Below are 18,495 nucleotides of genomic sequence, written 5' to 3'. Positions count from 1 at the left end.
GCGGGTCGGGTCAGCGGGAGGTGGCCCACCACTTGAGGAGCAGGGCGAGCACGACGCCCCACACGACGGTGAGCAGCAGGCTGATGCCGGCGGCCAGCAGCGCGGGTCGGCGTCCGCCCGGCTCGCGGCGCACGAGGCTGAGCCCGGCGAGCGCCAGACCGAGCAGCTGCGGCAGGAAGACGAACCCGAACACGACGGCCGACAGCGACGCGACGACCGCACCCCGGGCGATCGGCGCCTCGGCGGCCAGCCGCGCGGACGCGGCGCCGCGGGGACGATCGGGCTCGCTCACGCGTTCAGGGTAACGATGAACACGAAGACACCGGCGCACGCTCCGCGGCCGTATGCCGTCCGCTCGGCACTGCGCGGGACGCTCGCTGCCGGGGCCGGCCTCGTGGTCGTCCTGTCCCTCGCCGCCTGTGGCGGGTCGGACCCGACCCTCGGGGACCTGCCGGCGGGGATCGCAGACGCTCGGCCGAGCATCTCGGCTGAGGAGGCGCAGTTCGTCCTCGCCGCGCAGAAGCTCGGGGCGTCGGTGACGGGCGCCACCGTCGACGACGACATCGAGACCGGGACGACGACGTGCTGGGCCCTGAAGAACGGCGGCGTCGAGCTGGCCCAGATCGCGGTCGACGACGGCGACAAGCCGCTCGGCAACACCGGGGACGCGCTGCGCGCGAAGCAGCTGATGGCCGCCGGCGTGCAGGCGTTCTGCCCCGACTACGACGACCAGGTCTCCCAGCTGAAGCTGCCCTGAGGGCACGCCGCGAGGCCGTCTTCGGGTCGGGCTCAGGTCGGCCCCGGATCGTCAGATCCAGCCGGGCGGTGCCGGCACGACGATGCCGACGATGCCGGGCAGGCTCCCGGCCCGACCCAGGTCGACGACCGGCCCCGCCGTCGACCGCGCCGCGATCTCCCGGCACTCGATGCCGATGCACCAGCGTGGCACGCGGCCGTCCTGCTCGAGACGGACGGCCATGAACAGGGTGCTCGCCATGAGCCGGCCCGAGCGGGTGTCCTTGAGCGCGGGGTCCTGGTAGACGACGACGGTCGGCGGGGCGGTCCCGGTCGGGTGCGCCGTCGCGGCCTCGGCCATCGCGGCATACTGCCGGCGCGTGTCCTGGTGCCTGCCGATGTCGGCGCGCCACGTCAGGACCCCGCACCCGGCGAGCACCGCGAGCAGCGCCGTCGCGACGCGTGCGGTGGGCGGTATCCCGGGCTGCCTGGTGGGCACTGGTCCGACGTGCGCCCTGGAGCCCGCACCGCGGTCGACGAGGAGCAGCGCGACGGCCAGCACCGCCGCGAACCACGTCCACAGCTGACCGCGGGCCTCGGTGACGAGGCCGGTCGCGAGGGTCTGCGCGGCGTCGACGCCGCACGCGACGGCGAGAGCGAGGAGGAGACGCTGCAGCCGGGGGCGGACGAGCGGGTCCCTCCAGCCGAGGGCGACGGCGACGACGGCGACGAGTGCGACCCACCACTGCGCGGCCCAGAGCGAGCCCGTGGCCGACAGCCACCGACCGGCGTTGACGCCGAGGGCGTCGAGCGAGGTCAACGGGTTGGCCTGACGCCAGGCGGCGACCTCGATGCCGAAGTGCCCGTTGACGACCCAGTTGAGCGCGTAGGCCACCGCGACACCAGCGGCGAACCCGGCGGCCCAGCCGACGACGACGAGAAGCACCTTGCGCCACGGGGCGTCACGGAGCGACACGACGGCGAGGACGAGCAGCACGAGGGCGATCGGCGGATAGGTGAGCACGGCGGCGATGCCGCTCAGGACGAGCCAGACCGCGAGCCACCGCCCCGAGCGAGCGGCTCGGGGCAGGAGCCAGACCGCCCCGGCGGCCACGAGGGCCGAGGGCGTCAGCGCCCCGGGCCAGTAGAGCAGCTGGACCCAGACCGGCGAGGCGAAGAGCGCCACGCCGAGGAGAGCGTCGACGGCGGGTCGCGGGCGCACCCCGGCCCGGTGGAGCAGCCGCCAGATGCCCGCCACGAGCAGCGCGTAGGCGGCGGCATACGTCAGGGCGGCGGTCGTGACGGTGCCGTGCTGACCGACCAGCCACCACCAGCCGGAGTTGAGCCAGCGCCCCTCGCTGACGTTGTAGTACGACGGGGGGACCGCCCCCGGAGAGCCCTCGGGCAGCAGGAACGCCCAGTCGTCCTGGCGGATGAAGGGAGTGACCGCCTGAGCGACCCCCTCGGTCACGAGGAACGCGGCGGCGATGACGGCGACGACGCGCAGGCGCACGCCGAGTCGCGGCGTGGCGCCCGGCAGGCGCACACCTCGGCCTTCGGAGGCGGGGGCGATGGTCTCGGTCGACATGGTGGTGGCGCTCACGGGGTCGGGACGACACGGACCTGCCGTCGGTGTCGGTGATCCATAGGTACCCAAAGAGTGCCTCCACCGCATCCGGTGCCCGCCTCGCAGACGCTCGCAGGGGCCGGCCCGGACCGCGCGTCCCGGAATACGGCGGCCCGGCCGGCCCGTTGGCACCCACGTGAGTCCTGCCCCGAGAGCCCAGCTGAACATCCTCGATCTCGTCCCCGTCCTCGACGGTGGCACGGCCGGTGAGGCCATCGCCTCGACGGTCGACATCGCGAGGCACGCCGAGAAGTGGGGCTACCAGCGCTACTGGATGGCCGAGCACCACAACATGCGCGGGGTCGCGTCGAGCTCGACAGCCGTGCTCATCGGCCACGTCGCCGACCAGACCGAGACCATCCGCGTCGGCGCCGGCGGCATCATGCTGCCGAACCACGCGCCGTACGTCGTTGCCGAGCAGTTCGGCACGCTCGCCACGATCCACCCGGGCCGCATCGACCTCGGGCTCGGCCGCGCTCCGGGCACCGACCCCTTCACGACCCGCGCCCTGCGCCGCAACGAGGCCGCCGCGATGAACTTCGCCGGCGAGGTCGAGGAGCTCATCGGCTACCTCGGCGACCCGGACCCCGACGCCAAGGTCCGCGCCATCCCCGGTGAAGGCACCCACGTGCCGATCTGGATCCTCGGGTCGAGCCACGGGGGCGCCCAGGCGGCCGCCGCCCTCGGCCTGCCCTACTCCTTCGCCTCGCACTTCGCGCCGGCCGCGCTGATGAGCGCGCTCGAGGTCTACCGCTCCCGCTTCACCCCGTCGACCGAGCCAGGCGGCCTCGACGCCCCCCGCTCGATGGCCGGCGTCAACGTCATGGTCGCCGACACGACGGCCGAGGCCGAGCGGCTCTTCACGAGCGTGCTCCAGCGCTTCCACGGCATCGTCACCGGCCGACGGGCCGGTCTGCCCGAGCCGGAGGGCGACATCGCGAGCCTCATGGCGCAGTGGTCGCCGGCCGAGCGCCAGGCCGTGAGCGAGATGACGCGGGTCTCGCTCGTCGGCACGCCCGACGAGGTGCGCGACGGTCTCGCCGGCTTCGTCGAGGCCACGGGCGTCGACGAGGTCATCGTCACGTGCGGCGCCCACGACCACGAGGCACGGCTGCGCTCCTACGAGCTGCTCGCCGACGCCTGGCTCTGAGCGACGGACGCGACGAGCCGCCACCCCCCACCTCTGAGAGGCTTGCACCATGACCGAGAGCACGACCGAGAGCACGACCGCGAGCACGACCGCGAGAGACCCGAAGGACCTGCGCCGCGTCACCCTGACCCGCGACAGCGTCGGCCGCTACACGGCCCGCAACGACCGCGGAGGCTCGATCACGTTGAGCTCCGGCACCGAGGAGCTCTCGCCGGTCGAGCTGCTCCTCGCCGGCATCGCCGGCTGCACCGCGGTCGACGTCGACACCGTGACGACGCGCCGCGCCGAGCCCGAGCAGTTCGAGATCGAGGTGACGGCCGACAAGGTCAAGGACGAGCACGGCAACCACCTCCAGGACATCGAGGTGCGCTTCCGGGTGCGTTTCCCCGAGGGTGACGGCGGCGACGCGGCGCGCGAGATGCTGCCCAAGCTCGTCAAGCGCTCGCACGACGAGTGGTGCACCGTGAGCCGCACCGTCGAGCTCGGGCAGCAGGTCACGACCACCGTCGAGTGACCGAGACCCGCCGTCCCCGGGGGCGTATGCCGTCAGGCGTGGTGGGCGGCGTCGAGCCACTCGATGGGGTCGCCCCACCCGAGCCGGCTGACCCCGTGCTTGTCGAGCGCGCGCACCGCGAGGGTGCGCCGGTGCGCCGCGAACGTCAGGACGTGCGCGACCATCGCGCCGTTGGAGCAGACGTAGGGCGGGTCGCACGACGCGTCGACGAAGACGTCGTCGAGCCGACCCTCCTCGATCGCGTCTCGCACGTGGCCGAGGAAGACGGGTGCGGCGTCGGCGAGACGGCGGCGCGCCGACGTCAGCGACTCGTGCTCCTCGACGGAGAAGTCGTAGTCGCGGCTCGCCATCGTCGCGTTCCACATCGCCATCTGGCCGACGAGCCGGCTGATGATGCGCCGCAGGGTCGACGGGTCGGGATCGTCGTCGACGTTGATGACGATCGGCTCGTCGAGCTGTTCGTCGGTGAGCTGGCCGGCGCACTCGATGAGCTGGCCGGTCAGCCAGATGTGGTGCTCGACCATCCTCTGCACGAGGTCCATGGCAGTGACCTTTCGCTGGGCCGGGAGGCGCATGCCGCCGGGCGGGTGGAAGTGGATGTCGTTGGCCGCCTCGAGACGGATCGTCCCCGGACGTCCGCGCCACGCGCTCGGCGTCGTGCCGTAGGCGCGACGGAACGCCCGGGTGAACGCCTCGTGCGAGCCGTAGCCCGCCTCGACGGCGACGTCGAGGACGGAGAGGCGGCTCGCCGCGAGGCGGTAGGCCGAACGCTCGAGCAGCACCCTGCGGCGCAGGGAGCTCGGCGCCTCGCCTGCGCCCGCGCTGACGATGCGGTCGAGGTGGAACCGTGACAGGTGCAGCCGGCCCGCGATCTGCTCATCGGTCAGATCGGGCTCGTCGAGGGTGTCGACGAGCACGTCCAGCCAGGCGCTGAAGGTGTCACGGGAGCCGGTCACGTCACGATCCTGCGCGACCCGGCCCCACGCGTACTTGATCGGGTTTGCTCTGTCGGCAAGGCCGCCCGCTCAGGGGTAGACGACGACCTTGTCACCGATGCGCACCGCGAAGAAGAGCGCCTTGACCTGCGCGTGGTCGGCGATGTTGACGCAGCCGTGGCTCGCGCTGGCGTAGCCGAGCCGCGCGAAGTTCGACGAGTAGTGCACGGCTTGTCCGCCGGAGAAGAACATCGAGTAGGGCATCGGCGTGAAGTAGAGGTTGGAGATGACGTACTCGTACTTCCGGGAGACGCTGAAGGTGCCCTCGCGCGTCTCCTTGCCCGGACGACCGAAGCGGGCCCACATGGCCGTGAGCGGCTTGCCGTTCACGACCCACGTCAGGGTGCGCGTCGACTTGTCGACGCACATGACCCGGCCGGTGCGGCAGCGCTTGTCGAGCGAGGAGAGCGTCGGCACGAGCGGGCGCAGGCCCGCGTAGTAGCGGTGCTGGTCGAAGGTGCCGGGCGTGTAGGTCAGGGCCCGCAGGCGCGCCCACGTGCGGCTGTCGACGACACCCGACTGCGGCACGTCGTAGGCGCGCTGGAAGGCGAGCACCTTCTGGCCGAGCGTCCAGCCGTAGGTGCCGGAGAACGCATACGGCCACAGGCCCTTGGCGCCGAGGCGTCGCTGGAGCTCGCGGACGTTGGCAGCGGCCGCCGTGCTGCTGAGCACGACCGGGGACGTCGACATCGAGACGAGCCGGCTCCACGTGCGCTGGTCGAGCACCCCGGACTGGGGGAGGTTCTGGTCGCGCTGGAAGGTGAGCACCTTCTGACCGAGGGTCCAGCCGTAGTAGCCGGACACGGCGTAGGACCAGTAGGACGCCTTGACGGCGCGCAGGCGCGACTGGAGGTCCTTGACGGCGTAGCCGGACGAGCCCTCCTTGAGACGGGTCGTGGTCGCGGTGAGGGCGACGAGCCGGCTCCAGGTGCGCTGGTCGACGACGCCGGTGCGGGGCAGTGACTGGTCGGTCTGGAAGGCGAGGACCTTCTGGCCGAGCGTCCACCCGTAGTAGCCGGAGACGGCATACGTCCAGTACGACGCCTTGACGAGGCGCAGGCGCACCTGGAGGTCCTTGACCTTCCAGCCGGAGCTGCCGGCCGCGATGACGACGGGGCTCGGTGCGGGCGGCGGCGGGGTCGTCGTCGTGGGGCTCGACGTCGTCGTGGTCGACGTCGTGGTGGACGGCGTCGTCGTGGTCGTCGCCGTGCTGCTGGAGGTCGTGGTCGTCGTCGCGTCGGCGACGGTGCTTCCGCCGGTCGAGCCGGTCGAGCCCGTGGACGTCGAGGTGCCGGGCGGTGTCGGCGTGCCGGTCAGGTCGTCGGCACGGGCGGCCGGAGCCGTCACGGCGAGTGCGATGACCGCGAGCGAGGCAGCGACGCTGCCCACGGTGCGATTCCTGTCCATGCGGATGGTCCTCATGGTGTCCCCTGGTGTCCTGACCGCGCGACGGCGGGTGTGAGTCGGCGCGATCGCGCCCTTCATTGTGGCAGGCCGACCGGGCTTTGGCGCGGCGTGCCGACACCTCCCCAGACGCGTCGGCGCGCCGAAAGGTTGTCGCGGTCCGGCGACCGGTCCGGAGGGGAGGGGCTCAGGCCCCCGGGAGGCGGCGGACCGTGAGGATCTGCTCGGCGCGACCGACGGGGCCGCGCTCGTCGTGCAACGTCGTCGAGGTCAGCCCGAGACCTGTCAGGCCCATCGTCACCCGGGTGTCGAAACCGACCCACCCGCGGACCGGCTCGCGGAAGAGGTGCACGCTGAGGTCGACGTTGGGGAACATCCACTCCCGCGGCGAGACGCGCACGGCGATGCCGTTGGCGGTGTCGGCGAGGCGCACGAGATCGGCTGTGGGAGAGCAGGTCTCGCCGTCGACGAGGGGGTTGAGCGCGCGGATCCAGGCCCGGGTCCGGCCCGGGCGACGCTCGGCGTCGACCCGGAACTCAAGCCCCTCGATGTAGCCGCCCTCCCACGTGTCGGCCCCCTCCCAGGGGCGCATCTCGTCGGGTCCGGGGATCGGCTCGAGCTCGACGCCGGCCACGGGCTCGGAGTCGTGGGCGGCGAGCCTCCACGCGTGGGCGCGCACGACGGGGCGGTCGTCGACGAGCATCGTCGCCTCGACGAGCTCGATGGTGCGACCGGGGCGCGTCGTGCGCACCTCGACCCGGCTCGGTCGAGCCGGGATCATGCCGAGGATGTCGAAGGAGATGCGGGCCAGCTGCATCCCCTCGCGTGGCTCGTGGAGGTCGATCTCGTGGGCGAGGATGCCGCTGACGGGAGCCATGTGCTGCTCGTCGTCGCGCCAGGCGCCCTGCACGTGCACGGTCGGGGCGTAGAGGCCGCGGTCCAGCCGGCGGTAGAAGGCCGGGGTGTCGCGGTCGAGCTCGAAGCCGGTGCTGTCGCGGGTCTCGCTGGTCACCCGCCCACCCTAGGTGTCGGTGGGTGCCGCTCAGACCGCGCCGTCGGAGAGGCCGAGCCCGAGGTCGACCATGCGGACGAGACGCGGCGCGAGCTCGTCGACGGCGCCGGGCGGCAGGTCGCGCAGCGGCCCCTCGAGGGCGAGCATGGCCATGCCGTGGACGGCCGACCACGCGAGCAGCTCGGCACCGGGACGCTCGTCGTCGGACATGACGCCGGCGTCGACCATGGCGTCGAGGGAGTCGGCGAGCAGCTGGAAGGGGGTGCGCCCGCTCGCGCCGGCCGCGTCCGGGGAGGCGGCCCGGCTGAGGTCGACCGGCACGGCGAACGCCGCACGGAACAGGCCCGGCTCGTCCATCGCGAACCGCAGGTAGCCGACGCCGACGGCCCGGAAGCGGGCACGCGCCCGCTGGCCCGCCTCGAGGTCGTCGGGCACGGCGTCCATCGTGGCGCCGATGACGTCCGCGGCACGCGCCTGGGCGCGGGAGACGACCTCGCCCAGCAGCGCGTCACGGTCGGCGAAGTGGCGGTATGCCGCGTTGGCCGAGACCCCGACGCGGCGCGTCGCCTCGCGCAGGACGACCTTGTCGGGCCCGCCCTCGCGGGCGAGGTCGGTGCCCGCCTCGAGCAGGGCCCGGCGCAGGTCACCGTGGTGGTACGTCGCCCGCGCCGGCGGGGTGCCCGACGGGTCGGGTGCCGTGCCGGGTGCCGGGTCGGCGTCGAAGGCGGCGGACGTGCTCACAGCCCCATCATGCTCCGGGGCGTCCCGGCGGGCCTCACCCGGCTGCGGGATGGGACGGGGGTGTCGCGAGGCCGCGCTGGGTCAGCACGGTGCGGAGCAGGTCGGGGCGGTTGGTGATGAGGCCGTCGACGCCGAGGTCGACGAGACGACCCATGTCGTCCTCGTCGTCGACGGTCCACGGCACGACGGCGAGCCCCGCGGCGTGCGCCGAACGGACGAGCGCGGCATCGACGGGGAGGTCCTGCCGCGGCGACAGGGCGACGACACCGGCGATGCGGGAGGCGGCGCGCACGACGTCGCCGCCCACGTCGTCGATGTCGATGCCGCCCAGCCACGGGGACGCGCCCTCCTTGCCCCGCTCGAGCCGCTCGGGGGAGACGAGGGCGACGAGCCGGGCTCGGGGCGCGATGCGGTGGACCGCGGTCAGGCTCGCCCAGTCGAACGACTGGATCGTCGCCCGGCCCGCGACGCCGCCCTCGTCGAGCACGGCCCACACCTTCGCCGCGTACGCGGCACGCGGCACGGTGAGCCCGAGGTCGTCCGCCTGCACCTTGATCTCGACGTTGAGCCCGACGTCGTCGGCGCCGCGCTCGCGCAGCAGGTCGACGACCTCGCGGAGCTCGGGCACCGTCGCGCCGGACACGGCGCGCTGGTCCGGGTGTTCGGGGGTCGGTTGGTAGCCGCAGTCGAGCGTGCGCACCTGCGCGAGCGTCAGGAGCCGGAAGGGCTTGCCGGAGTAAGGAAAGAGGTCGTCGGACGGGGCCGCCGGCGACGTGTCGCGGCACGTGTCGGGGTTGACCCGGTTGTCGTGGGCGACGACGACGGCACCGTCGCGGGTGACCTGCGCGTCGAGCTCGAGGGTCGTGACGCCGATGTCGAGCGCGCGCGAGAAGGCCTCCAGGGTGTTCTCCGAGGTCAGGTCCGCGCCGCCGCGGTGCGCCTGGAGGTCGAAGGTGCGGGCCAGTCTGGTCGGGGCGTCCGCGGGAGCCCCTCCGTCGCCCGCGCAGCCGGCCACGCCGAGAGCGAGGGCAAGGACGATCCCGCCGCCGAGCGCCGTCACGGCACCCGGACGCGGCACTCCTCGCGTGTCCACCACGTCGTCAGAAACCGAAGCGCCGGGCCGTCGCACGCACGGCATCCGCGGACGCCCGCAGGCCCGACAGCTCATCGTCGGTCATCGGCACCTCGACCCGGTCACCGACGCCGCCGGCGTGGACGATCGCCGGCACCGACAGGCAGACGTCGCTGATGCCGTAGTAGTCGTCGAGCAGCGACGAGACGGGCAGGATGCGGCGCTCGTCGTAGAGGACCGCCTCGATGATGCGCGTGGCGGCGAGGCCGATCGCGTAGTTCGTCGCGCCCTTGCCCTCGATGACGCGGTAGGCCGACTGCACGACGTCGGTCGCGATGCGGTCGCGGGCCTCCTCGTCGAGGGCGATGCGTCCGTCCGACGTGCGCCACTGCAGGAGCGGCACGGAGCCGATGGTCGCGGACGACCACAGCGGCAGCTCGGAGTCTCCGTGCTCGCCGATGACGTACGCGTGCACGCTCTGGGCTGCGACGCCCGTGTGCCCGGCGAGGAGGAAGCGCAGCCGCGACGAGTCGAGGACCGTGCCCGATCCGAAGAGCCGCTCGGCCGGCAGCCCGGACACCTGGAGCGCGGCATACGTCACGACGTCGACGGGGTTGGTCACCATGACGTGCACGGCGTCGGGAGCGACCTCGACGAGCCGCGGCAGGATCGCCCGCATGATGCCGATCGTCGACTCGGCGAGGTCGAGCCGGGACTGCCCGGGCTTCTGCTTGGCCCCCGCCGTGAAGACGATGACGTCGGAGTCGGCCAGCACCTCGACGTCGTCGGAGCCGTCGACGTGAGCCATCGGGACGAACTGGATGCCGTGGCTGAGGTCGAGCGCCTCGGCGCGCACCTTGGCGCTGTTGACGTCGAACAGCGCGACGTTCTGGGCGACACCACGCATCAACGCGGCATACGCCAGCGTGGCGCCGACGGCGCCGGCCCCGACGATCCCGAGCTTCGTCGTGCGGCGGCGGGTGCTGCCTGCCGGTGTCTCCACGGTCATCGTCGGTCCTCCGTCGCTCGTGCACGTCGTCGCTGCGAGTGTGTCAGCCTGACGGCATGACTGGTGAGGGACCGCGGCTCGTCCTCGTCGTCGGGCTGCCCGGCGCGGGCAAGACGACGCTGGCGAGGCGTCTCGAGACCGAGCGTCCCGCCGTGCGGATGAGCCCCGACGAGTGGCTGCGCGACCTGCGCATCGACCCGCTCGACGGCACCTTCCGCGACCTGCTCGAGCACCGGCTCTGGGACGACACCCGACGGCTCCTGCGCCTCGGCGTGAGCGTCGTGCTCGAGTACGGGCTCTGGGCGGAAGCCGAGCGTGAGGAGAAGCGCGTCGCGGCCCGGGCCCTCGGCGTCGGGGTCGAGCTGCACGTGCTCGACCTGCCCGTCGAGGAGCTCTGGGCGCGGATCGAGCGTCGCAACCGCGACGGTTCCCCCGGCTCCGTGCCCATCACGCGCGCGCAGCTCGACGCCTACCTGCCGTGGTGGCACGCCCCGTCCGAGGAGGAGCGGTCCCGCTACGACGCCCCTCCGGGCTCCTGAGGCGTGTCGAGGGTCGGCGGGTCCCGGCGTGTGACGATGGGGTCGTGGACCTGCCCGTGGATGCCGTCCCGTCGATGGACGGCTATCCCGTGGCGCCCCCGCCGCTGCGCCCGCCCGTCGTCTTCGACCAGGTCTGGCGCGACCTGACGTTCGTCCACTGGCCCGTCGACCCGGGCTCCGTGCGCCACCTCTTCCCTGCGGGCACGCGCCCGGACGTCTTCGCCGACGGGCGCACGTACGTCGCGCTCGTCCCCTTCGTCATGGACGGCATGCGGCTCGGTCGGGCGCCCTCACCTCGGCTGCCCTGGCTCGGCAGCTTCCTCGAGACGAACATCCGGCTCTACTCGGTCGACGACGCCGGGCACCACGGTGTGCTCTTCCGCTCGCTCGAGACCGAGCGGTCCCTCGTCGTCCTCGGCGCTCGCGCCGGCCTCGGGATCCCCTACACGTGGGCCCGGATGCGGCTGCGCCGCGACGGTGACGTCGTGACCTACACGAGCCGGCGCCGAGCCCCGGCCCGCGGACTGCGCAGCCTCCTCACGGTCCGCGTCGGTGAGCCGGTCGAGCCGACGCCGCTCGAGACCTGGCTCACGGCCCGCTGGGGCGCCCACACCCGCGTCGCCGGGCGCACGCTCTGGGTGCCCAACGAGCACGGGCCGTGGCCGTTGTATGCCGCCGACGTCGTCGAGCTCGCCGACGACCTTCTCGGGGCGAGCGGTGTCACCCCGGCCGGGCCGCGGCTGCGCGCGTTGTGGTCACCCGGAGTGGCCACGCGGTTCGGGCGCCCGGCCCGGGTGGCGTGACGCCCAGGTCGTGACGGCTCACGCGAAGAGCTCGTGGAGGCACTCGCCGAACATCGTCGTGTGCGCCTCGACGTCGGCGGCGCTCGTGGCCGGGCTCATCAGCGCCATGTTGTGGAAGGGCGTCAGGAGGATCCCGCGGTTGAGGGCGTAGAGGTGGAGGTACTGCTGCAGTTCGAAGTCGTCGGCGTCGTGCGCCTCCTGGCCGTCGTGCGAGGGGCGGCCCGAGAAGTTGTACTCCGCCCGCGCGCCGAGCCGCGTGACGTGCCAGTCGGCACCGACCGCGTCGATGCCGGCCTGCACCCCGTCGGCCCACGCGTCGGCGAGCGGCACCATGTGCTCGAACGCCTCGGCCGTCATGACCTGCTCGAGCGTGGCCTTCATGGCCGCCATCGACAGCCCGTTGCCGGCGAGCGTGCCGCCGATGCCGCCCACGTCGATGTCCTCGAGCTCGATGGAACGAGCGATCCGGTCGGCGATGTCCCGGGTGAAACCGAAGGTGCCGCAGGGGATGCCGCCACCGATGGACTTGCCGATGACGAGCAGGTCGGGATCGAGACCGTGCGCGCCGGTGTAGCCGCCGGGGCCCGCGCAGATCGTGTGCGTCTCGTCGTTGACGAGCACTGCGCCGTAGCGGGTGGCGAGCTCGCGCACGCCCTCGTTGTAGCCGGGGTCGGGCAGCACGATGCCGATGTTGGTCAGGGCCGGCTCGACGAGGATCGCCGCGACGTCGCCGTGGGCCAGGGCGCGCTCGAGCGCCTCGAGGTCGTTGAACTCGACGACCCGCGTCGTCTCCGACGTGTCGACCGGGGCGCCGATGTTGCTGCGCCGGTCGACCGTTGAGCCGTCCGGGCCCAGCGTCGCGAAGGCCTCGTCGACGGAGCCGTGGTAGCACCAGTTGTGGACGACGACCTTGCTGCGACGGGTGAGGTGGCGGGCGTAGCGGATCGCGTGGCGGTTGGCGTCCGTGGCGGTCAGCGTGAACTGCCAGTAGGGCAGACCGAAGCGCTCGGCGAGGCCGGTCGAGACCGCGATGGCGTCCTCGGTGGGCAGCATCGTCGTGATCCCGCGGGAGAGCTGACGGGTCACGGCCTCGACCGTCGGTGCGGGGGAGTGCCCCATCATCGCCCCCGTGTCACCGAGGCAGAGGTCGACGTGGTCGATGCCGTCGACGCACGTGAAGTGCGCCCCCTCGGCGTGCTCGACGAAGACCGGGAAGTCGCCCGGCCACTTGACCATCCAGCTCATCGGGACGCCGCCGGGCATGTGTGCGGCCGCCTGCTCGGCCAGGGCCCGGGAGCGTGGCCGCGCCCCGGAGAAGGCTGTCCGCTCTCGGGCGTGCAGCTCGGCGAGACGGACGCGATCCACGGTGCTCATGCCCGCATCATGCCCCGCCGAGCGACGCGGCGGAAGTGATGGCCCAAACCTCGCCGGACCGCGGATTCCGTAGGTGTTGGAAGGGGATTCAAGCGAAAAGGCACAGGTTCCCAGGGCTTGCGGAGGGCCTGGGAGGTGGCATGATCCCGCCCATGCCCCCGAGCGGTTACCGCGGCCTCAGCCTCTGGCACGACACGATCGACGACATCGAGCCGCGCCCGTCGCTCGACAGCGACATCGACGTGGACGTCGCCGTCGTCGGGGCCGGCTACACGGGCCTGTGGACTGCCTACCACCTCGTCGCTGCCGACCCGACGATCCGGGTCGCCGTCATCGAGAAGGAGGTGGCCGGCTTCGGCGCCTCGGGCCGCAACGGTGGCTGGTGCTCGGCCCTCTTCCCCGCGTCGCTCAAGCGGATGGCCGCCGAGCGCGGGCGCGACGCGGCGGTGCGGATGCAGCACCTGCTCCACGACACGGTCGCCGACGTCGGCCGGATCGCCGACGCCGAGGGCATCGACTGCCACTTCGACCAGGGCGGCTACCTCTCGGTCGCGCGCAACCCGGCCCAGCTCGAACGGGTCCGCGAGGAGGTCGCCGACCATCGCGAGTGGGGCTTCGGCGAGGACGACCACCGTCTCCTCGACGCGCACGAGGTCACCGCGGTCGCCGGCGTCAGCGACGCGCTCGGCGGCTCGTTCACCCCGCACTGCGCGGCCATCCACCCGGCGCGGCTCGTCCGCGGGCTCGCCGATGCCGTCGAGCGCCGCGGCGTCGTCGTCCACGAGCGCACGACGGCCGTCGACGTGCGCAGCCGACGCGTCGTCACGCCGCACGGCACGGTGCGTGCCGAGCACGTCGTGCTCGCGACCGAGGGCTACACGCCGACCGTCGCGGGCCGCCGCCGCGCCATCGCACCGATCTACTCGCTCATGACCGCGACGGAGCCGCTGCCGGACGACACCTGGGCGCAGATCGGCCTCGACAAGCGCACGACCTTCGCCGACAACCGGCACCTGACGATCTACGGCCAGCGCACCCGGGACGGACGGATCGCCTTCGGCGGCAGAGGCGCTCCCTACCACTACGCGTCCAAGGTCTCCCCGCTCTACGACCGCGACGAGCGCGTTCACGCAGCCCTGCGCCGGATCCTCCTCGAGCTCTTCCCCGTCCTCGACGGCGTCACCTTCACGCATGCCTGGGGCGGCAACCTCGGCGTGCCACGCGACTGGTTCCCGTCGGTCCGTCACGACCGCCACACCGGCCTCGCCTTCGCGGGCGGCTACGTCGGTGACGGCGTGGCCACCTCGGCGCTCGCGGGCCGCACGCTGGCCGCGATGATCCGCGGCGACGACCCCGAGGGCCTGGCGACGCTGCCCTGGGCGGGGCGCACGTCGCGCGACTGGGAGCCCGAGCCGCTGCGCTGGCTCGGCGTCAACGCCGTCACCGCGCTCATGACCTCGGCCGACTGGTCGGAGCGCCGCACCGGCCGCCCCTCCCGGGCCGCCTCGGCCTTCTGGACGGCGCTCGGCCAGTAGCTGCCATCCGCCCCGATGGGCGGCCACCGGTGACCCCATCACCTGTCCGGTGGCACCCGGGCTCCGCGTCGGTGTCACCGAACCCTGCCAGATGCCCGCCGCCACAACGGCCTCCGTCATGCGACGGCGCGCTAGGTTCGGAGAATGCTGGACAGCGAGAGCGGTCCCGACCCCGACGTGGTGGTCGTCATGGGAGTCTCCGGGAGCGGGAAGTCGACGGTTGCCAAGGGTCTGTCGACCGTCCTCGGGTGGGAGTTCGCCGAGGGCGACGCCTTTCATCCCGAGGCCAACGTCGCGAAGATGCGCAGCGGCACGCCGCTGACGGACGAGGACCGTTGGCCGTGGCTGGAGGCGATCGGGGCGTGGATCTCGCGCAAGGAGAGCCGGGGCGAGTCGGCGGTGGTGACGTGTTCGGCCCTGCGCCGTGTCTACCGCGACCTGCTCCGCGAGGGCAGACCACACGTCCGGTTCCTGCACGTCACGGCGGAGTCCGAAGTCATCCAGGAGCGGATGGAGCACCGCCCTGGCCACTACATGCCACCGTCCCTGCTGCCCAGCCAGCTGGCCACGCTCGAGCCGCTCGAAGAAGACGAGCCCGGAGTGACCATCACCAACGAGGGGAGCGCCGCTCAGGTCCTGGACCGGGCGCTGACCGCCCTCGGCCACCGGAAGGAGCACGTCTGATGTCTCTGATCGCAGTTCCCGCTGCAGTGTCCACGGCCATTCCGGGCGGACTGCCGGCCGCCGACGCGCCCCCGGTGTATGCCGGTAACGCGCAGCTCGTCGCGGCGTGCATCCTCGGCATCCTCGCCGTCGTCGTCCTCATCACGTGGGCGAAGGTCCACCCGTTCCTGTCGCTCATGCTCGGGTCGGCGGTGCTTGGAGCCGTCGCGACGATGCCGGCCGGTGAGACGGTCAAGAGCTTCGTGGCCGGCTTTGGCACGACGGCCGGGGCCGTCGGCATCCTCATCGCGCTCGGGGCGATGATCGGCAAGCTGCTCGAGGACTCCGGCGGCGCCAACCGGATCGTCGGGACGATGGTCGGACGCGTCGGGCCGGGTCGGCTGCCTTGGGTGATGGCAGCCATCGCTGCCATCCTCGGGTTGCCGTTGTTCTTCGAGGTGGGCGTGGTGCTGCTCGTGCCGGTGGTCGTCCTCGTGGCCCAACGAACAGGGCTGTCCTTGATGAAGGTCGGCATCCCTGCCCTGGCAGGGCTTTCGGTGCTTCATGGGTTGGTGCCGCCGCACCCCGGCCCGCTGACCGCGATCGGTCTGCTCAGCGCCGACCTCGGGCGCACGTTGATCTTCGGCATCATCATCGCGATACCGACCGTGGTGGTGGCCGGACCGCTGCTCGCGCGCTTCGTCGACCAGTGGGTGCCCAAGTCGGCGGACGACCTCGTGCTGCTCGGCACGGCATCCGCTGGCGCGACCGCCGCGTCCCGGACCGCGGTGCCCGCCGGCGCTCGGGCCACGGGCCGCGGGACCGCGGTCGCAGGTCCTTCCGGCGACGATGGCCCTGAGACCGGCGGCGCTCGGCGCGGGGCCACCGGTGAGGATGCCGGCGCCAACCGCGGGCTGGGCTCCTTCGAGGAACCGCTGGCGCCCGGGCGCAAGCGCGTCGGCTTCGCGACGGCCATCATCGGCATCACCCTGCCGGTGGTCCTCATGCTGGTCGACGCCATCACCAAGCTTCTCGTCACCGACGAGGAGACCGGGGTCCGCCAGACGATGGACTTCATTGGGACCCCCATCGTCGCCCTGCTCATCGCGGTGCTCTACTGCTACATCGCCCTGGGCCTCGGGTCGGGCCTGAACAAGGGCCAGGTCAGCGACTCGGTCGGGTCCGCGCTGCCCGCGATCGCGAGCATCATCCTCATCGTCGCCGCCGGTGGCGGGTTCAAGCAGACGCTGATCGACGCCAGGGTCGGCAACGTCATCAAGGACTGGGCCGAGGGCGTCAGCATCTCGGTGCTGTTGCTCGGATGGCTCGTGGCTGTGCTCATCCGGCTGGGTACGGGGTCGGCCACGGTCGCCACCATCACCGCGGCGGGCATCGTCGCGCCGCTCGCGCCGACCTTGTCGGCCAACCACCTCGCGCTGCTCGTCCTCGCGATCGGATGTGGCTCGCTGTTCTTCTCACACGTCAACGACGCCGGGTTCTGGCTCGTCAAGGAGTACTTCGGTCTGACCGTGGGCGAGACGATCAAGTCGTGGTCCGTCATGGAGACCGTCATCTCGGTGTTCGGCTTTGCCCTCGTCATGGTGGCCAGCGTCATCGTCACCTGACCGAGGCGCGTCCGGTGTAGGCGCCGTCCGTCAGCACCGGCACGAGCGACGACGCATCGAGCTCGGCCGCGACCGCCACGTCGTCGGGCCAGCCCTGCTCGACGAGCTCGAGGCCGCTCGCGCACGCGTGCAGGGCCTCGTCGACCCGGTGCTCCACGGCGAGCCACGCCGCGCCGGCGGCCTCGGCCTCGGGGCTGAGCAGGAGGGGTCCGCCTCGGTGCTCGAGGAGGCCGGCCAGGGCGGCGACGACCGCTCCCGCACCCCACAGGTCCTCGACGGCCGGGCGCAGGGACCCGTCGGGCCAGCGCTCACCGCTCGGGACGACGAGGACCGCCGGCTGCGACGCCGGACCGTGCGACCGCCGGGACGCGTCGAGCCAGTCGACGATCCACCCGGCCACCGCAGCGCGGTTGCGCAGCGAGGCCGCCACGACGTCGGCCCCGGCGCCGGCCAGCACGGCGGTGGTCGTCGAGCCGTTGGGCGAGGGCAGGACGAGGTCGCCCAGCGGTCCGGCCGCACGGATCGAGGCCGGGGACAGGCTGACCCCGCCGTCGACGCGGGCCTCGGACCGACCCCGGGCGAGCGTCGCGCCCACCCCGTCGGCGAAGGCCCGGGCCGACCCGTCCTTCCAGCGGTAGGGGTGCACCCGGATGCCCGCGTCGACGGCGACGGACACGCACGTCGTGAAGCTGAGGACGTCGACGACGACCGCGCACACGGGCGAGCCCGCGGCGACGGCATACGCCGTCTGGGCCTCGGCGGCGCCGGGTCCCCAGTCGAGTCGGACGACGTGCCGGTCCTGCGCGTGCCACGGCTGCATGGCACCAACCTAGGGGTGGCTCAGCCGCCGAACGTCTGGGTCCAGTACGTGCCGTAGGTACCGCCCGTCGCATAGCCGACGCCGAGGTCCCGGTAGGCGCAGTCGAGGATGTTCGCCCGGTGCCCGGGACTCGCCATCCAGGCGCGGATGACCTCCTTGGCGCTCGTCTGGCCGGCCGCGATGTTCTCGGCGATGGCGCCGCCGTCGTAGCCCGCGGCGCGGATCCGCTGGGCGAAGGTCACCCCGTCGGGGCTCGTGTGCGAGAAGTAGTCGCGGCTCGCCATGTCGTCGCTGTGACCCTGCGCGGCGTGCCGGAGGGCGGCGTTCGCCGACACCGGGCCGCAGCCGGCGCGGGATCGCTCGACGTTGACGAGGGCCACGACCTGCCGGGCGACGCCGGCCCGTTCCGGCGGCGCCGGCCTCGTCGAGGGCGCTGGACCGATCGGGCTCGTCGGGTCGGCCGTTCCCGACGGCTGCGGGGAGGAGGTCGGAGCCGGCTGCGGGGCGGTGACGAGAGGAGCCGGGGCGCGGGTGGTGAGCGAGGGCTGGGGTGACGACGTCGACGTCGAGGTCGATGGTGTCGTCGCCGGCGTCGAGGGCGTGCGTCCGGGCTCGGTGGCGTCGGCGACGCGGCTGCTCGGGGTGACCACCGGCGCCGAGGGCGTGGAGGGCGTGGACCGGTGGCCGGGACGCAGCCCACCGGACTCGTGGAGGATCGCGAAGCCGCCCATGACGAGCAGCGCGGACAGCGTCAGGGTCACCACCGCGGCGCGCCGCGACCCCATGGCCGCGGGATCGGTGTGCCGTCCCATGTGCGCCTTTCGTCGTCCAGCGAGCGGTACCTTACGCGCCCCGCGGCCGCGGGAGGACGATGGGC

At 72.9% G+C, this 18,495-nt stretch carries 19 protein-coding genes; 8 read left to right on the top strand and 11 right to left on the bottom strand.

The genetic code is table 11. The annotated features are described in order from the left end of the window. Positions 1–10: 10 nt before the first annotated feature. Positions 11–292, bottom strand: coding sequence for a hypothetical protein (locus tag AC1DW8_RS18530; protein WP_478095448.1), 282 nt, complete (start codon positions 290–292; stop codon positions 11–13). Between the two features lie 15 nt (positions 293–307). Between AC1DW8_RS18530 and AC1DW8_RS18525 the strand changes: the two genes are divergently transcribed. Continuing rightward, complete coding sequence (locus AC1DW8_RS18525) at positions 308–757, top strand: DUF732 domain-containing protein (protein ID WP_056772209.1); 450 nt, start codon at positions 308–310, stop codon at positions 755–757. A gap of 51 nt (positions 758–808) precedes the next feature. Here the strand turns inward: AC1DW8_RS18525 and AC1DW8_RS18520 are convergent, their stop codons facing one another. Continuing rightward, positions 809–2,338: a hypothetical protein gene (locus AC1DW8_RS18520; protein WP_478095447.1), complete on the bottom strand. Its 1,530-nt coding sequence runs from the start codon at positions 2,336–2,338 to the stop codon at positions 809–811. Positions 2,339–2,498: 160 nt separating this feature from the next. Here AC1DW8_RS18520 and AC1DW8_RS18515 point away from each other — a divergent pair, with 160 nt between their 5' ends. Together AC1DW8_RS18515 and AC1DW8_RS18510 are read left to right on the top strand one after the other, a co-directional pair. Further along, positions 2,499–3,512, top strand: a complete 1,014-nt coding sequence (locus AC1DW8_RS18515) for an LLM class flavin-dependent oxidoreductase (RefSeq protein ID WP_478095446.1) — start codon at positions 2,499–2,501, stop codon at positions 3,510–3,512. Positions 3,513–3,561: 49 nt separating this feature from the next. Next, a complete protein-coding gene (locus AC1DW8_RS18510; protein WP_478095445.1) occupies positions 3,562–4,026 on the top strand; it encodes an OsmC family protein in 465 nt (154 codons plus the stop codon). Between the two features lie 32 nt (positions 4,027–4,058). Here AC1DW8_RS18510 and AC1DW8_RS18505 read toward each other — a convergent pair whose 3' ends face one another. From AC1DW8_RS18505 to AC1DW8_RS18480, 6 genes are all read right to left on the bottom strand, one after another. After that, a complete protein-coding gene (locus AC1DW8_RS18505) occupies positions 4,059–4,982 on the bottom strand; it encodes a helix-turn-helix transcriptional regulator (RefSeq protein WP_478095444.1) in 924 nt (307 codons plus the stop codon). A gap of 69 nt (positions 4,983–5,051) precedes the next feature. Then, the gene (locus AC1DW8_RS18500) at positions 5,052–6,428 is read right to left on the bottom strand and encodes a L,D-transpeptidase family protein (RefSeq protein ID WP_478095443.1); all 1,377 of its coding nucleotides are present in this window, start codon (positions 6,426–6,428) and stop codon (positions 5,052–5,054) included. Positions 6,429–6,612: 184 nt separating this feature from the next. Then, positions 6,613–7,437 (bottom strand): thioesterase family protein, encoded by an 825-nt coding sequence (locus AC1DW8_RS18495; RefSeq protein ID WP_478095442.1) that lies wholly within the window; start codon positions 7,435–7,437, stop codon positions 6,613–6,615. 30 nt (positions 7,438–7,467) lie between these two features. Beyond that, complete coding sequence (locus AC1DW8_RS18490) at positions 7,468–8,178, bottom strand: TetR/AcrR family transcriptional regulator (protein ID WP_478095441.1); 711 nt, start codon at positions 8,176–8,178, stop codon at positions 7,468–7,470. A gap of 34 nt (positions 8,179–8,212) precedes the next feature. After that, positions 8,213–9,271 carry a glycerophosphodiester phosphodiesterase family protein gene (locus AC1DW8_RS18485; protein WP_478095440.1) on the bottom strand — a complete coding sequence of 353 codons (1,059 nt, stop codon included), beginning with the start codon at positions 9,269–9,271 and terminating at the stop codon, positions 8,213–8,215. 7 nt (positions 9,272–9,278) lie between these two features. Next, the gene (locus tag AC1DW8_RS18480; RefSeq protein ID WP_056822669.1) at positions 9,279–10,259 is read right to left on the bottom strand and encodes an L-lactate dehydrogenase; all 981 of its coding nucleotides are present in this window, start codon (positions 10,257–10,259) and stop codon (positions 9,279–9,281) included. Positions 10,260–10,315: 56 nt separating this feature from the next. Between AC1DW8_RS18480 and AC1DW8_RS18475 the strand changes: the two genes are divergently transcribed. Then, complete coding sequence (locus AC1DW8_RS18475; protein WP_478095439.1) at positions 10,316–10,798, top strand: P-loop nucleotide/nucleoside kinase family protein; 483 nt, start codon at positions 10,316–10,318, stop codon at positions 10,796–10,798. 44 nt (positions 10,799–10,842) lie between these two features. Further along, positions 10,843–11,601 carry a YqjF family protein gene (locus AC1DW8_RS18470; protein WP_478095438.1) on the top strand — a complete coding sequence of 253 codons (759 nt, stop codon included), beginning with the start codon at positions 10,843–10,845 and terminating at the stop codon, positions 11,599–11,601. Positions 11,602–11,619: 18 nt separating this feature from the next. On the opposite strand, the gene AC1DW8_RS18465 is transcribed toward AC1DW8_RS18470, so the two are convergent. Beyond that, complete coding sequence (locus AC1DW8_RS18465; protein ID WP_478095437.1) at positions 11,620–12,975, bottom strand: aspartate aminotransferase family protein; 1,356 nt, start codon at positions 12,973–12,975, stop codon at positions 11,620–11,622. A 152-nt stretch (positions 12,976–13,127) separates the two neighbouring features. On the opposite strand from AC1DW8_RS18465, the gene AC1DW8_RS18460 reads away from it, so the two are divergent. From AC1DW8_RS18460 to AC1DW8_RS18450, 3 genes are all read left to right on the top strand, one after another. Beyond that, positions 13,128–14,510: an NAD(P)/FAD-dependent oxidoreductase gene (locus AC1DW8_RS18460; protein WP_478095436.1), complete on the top strand. Its 1,383-nt coding sequence runs from the start codon at positions 13,128–13,130 to the stop codon at positions 14,508–14,510. A gap of 144 nt (positions 14,511–14,654) precedes the next feature. Then, positions 14,655–15,194: a gluconokinase gene (locus AC1DW8_RS18455; RefSeq protein ID WP_478095435.1), complete on the top strand. Its 540-nt coding sequence runs from the start codon at positions 14,655–14,657 to the stop codon at positions 15,192–15,194. Further along, on the top strand, positions 15,194–16,798 hold the full coding sequence (locus AC1DW8_RS18450) for a GntP family permease (protein ID WP_478095434.1): 1,605 nt from the start codon (positions 15,194–15,196) through the stop codon (positions 16,796–16,798). The genes AC1DW8_RS18455 and AC1DW8_RS18450 overlap by 1 nt, the downstream gene beginning before the upstream one ends. On the opposite strand, the gene AC1DW8_RS18445 is transcribed toward AC1DW8_RS18450, so the two are convergent. Both AC1DW8_RS18445 and AC1DW8_RS18440 read right to left on the bottom strand, forming a co-directional pair. Further along, complete coding sequence (locus AC1DW8_RS18445; protein ID WP_478095433.1) at positions 16,791–17,618, bottom strand: 2-phosphosulfolactate phosphatase; 828 nt, start codon at positions 17,616–17,618, stop codon at positions 16,791–16,793. The genes AC1DW8_RS18450 and AC1DW8_RS18445 overlap by 8 nt on opposite strands. Positions 17,619–17,638: 20 nt before the next feature. Beyond that, positions 17,639–18,430 carry a CAP domain-containing protein gene (locus AC1DW8_RS18440; RefSeq protein WP_478095432.1) on the bottom strand — a complete coding sequence of 264 codons (792 nt, stop codon included), beginning with the start codon at positions 18,428–18,430 and terminating at the stop codon, positions 17,639–17,641. Positions 18,431–18,495: the final 65 nt, after the last annotated feature.

The sequence above is a fragment of the Terrabacter sp. P2_E3 genome, from assembly GCF_056403915.1.
The sequence above is the reverse complement of the archived record's forward strand: the minus strand, read 5'-3'. Positions and strand labels throughout refer to the sequence as shown.

Bases quoted from the DNA above. Each gene is read 5' to 3' on its own strand.
- AC1DW8_RS18525 (WP_056772209.1), top strand. From the start codon at position 308: ATGAACACGAAGACACCGGCGCACGCTCCGCGGCCGTATGCCGTCCGC.
- AC1DW8_RS18510 (WP_478095445.1), top strand. From the start codon at position 3,562: ATGACCGAGAGCACGACCGAGAGCACGACCGCGAGCACGACCGCGAGA.
- AC1DW8_RS18500 (WP_478095443.1), bottom strand. From the start codon at position 6,428: ATGGACAGGAATCGCACCGTGGGCAGCGTCGCTGCCTCGCTCGCGGTC.
- AC1DW8_RS18480 (WP_056822669.1), bottom strand. From the start codon at position 10,259: ATGACCGTGGAGACACCGGCAGGCAGCACCCGCCGCCGCACGACGAAG.
- AC1DW8_RS18475 (WP_478095439.1), top strand. From the start codon at position 10,316: ATGACTGGTGAGGGACCGCGGCTCGTCCTCGTCGTCGGGCTGCCCGGC.
- AC1DW8_RS18465 (WP_478095437.1), bottom strand. From the start codon at position 12,975: ATGAGCACCGTGGATCGCGTCCGTCTCGCCGAGCTGCACGCCCGAGAG.
- AC1DW8_RS18460 (WP_478095436.1), top strand. From the start codon at position 13,128: ATGCCCCCGAGCGGTTACCGCGGCCTCAGCCTCTGGCACGACACGATC.
- AC1DW8_RS18455 (WP_478095435.1), top strand. From the start codon at position 14,655: ATGCTGGACAGCGAGAGCGGTCCCGACCCCGACGTGGTGGTCGTCATG.
- AC1DW8_RS18450 (WP_478095434.1), top strand. From the start codon at position 15,194: ATGTCTCTGATCGCAGTTCCCGCTGCAGTGTCCACGGCCATTCCGGGC.
- AC1DW8_RS18445 (WP_478095433.1), bottom strand. From the start codon at position 17,618: ATGCAGCCGTGGCACGCGCAGGACCGGCACGTCGTCCGACTCGACTGG.
- AC1DW8_RS18440 (WP_478095432.1), bottom strand. From the start codon at position 18,430: ATGGGACGGCACACCGATCCCGCGGCCATGGGGTCGCGGCGCGCCGCG.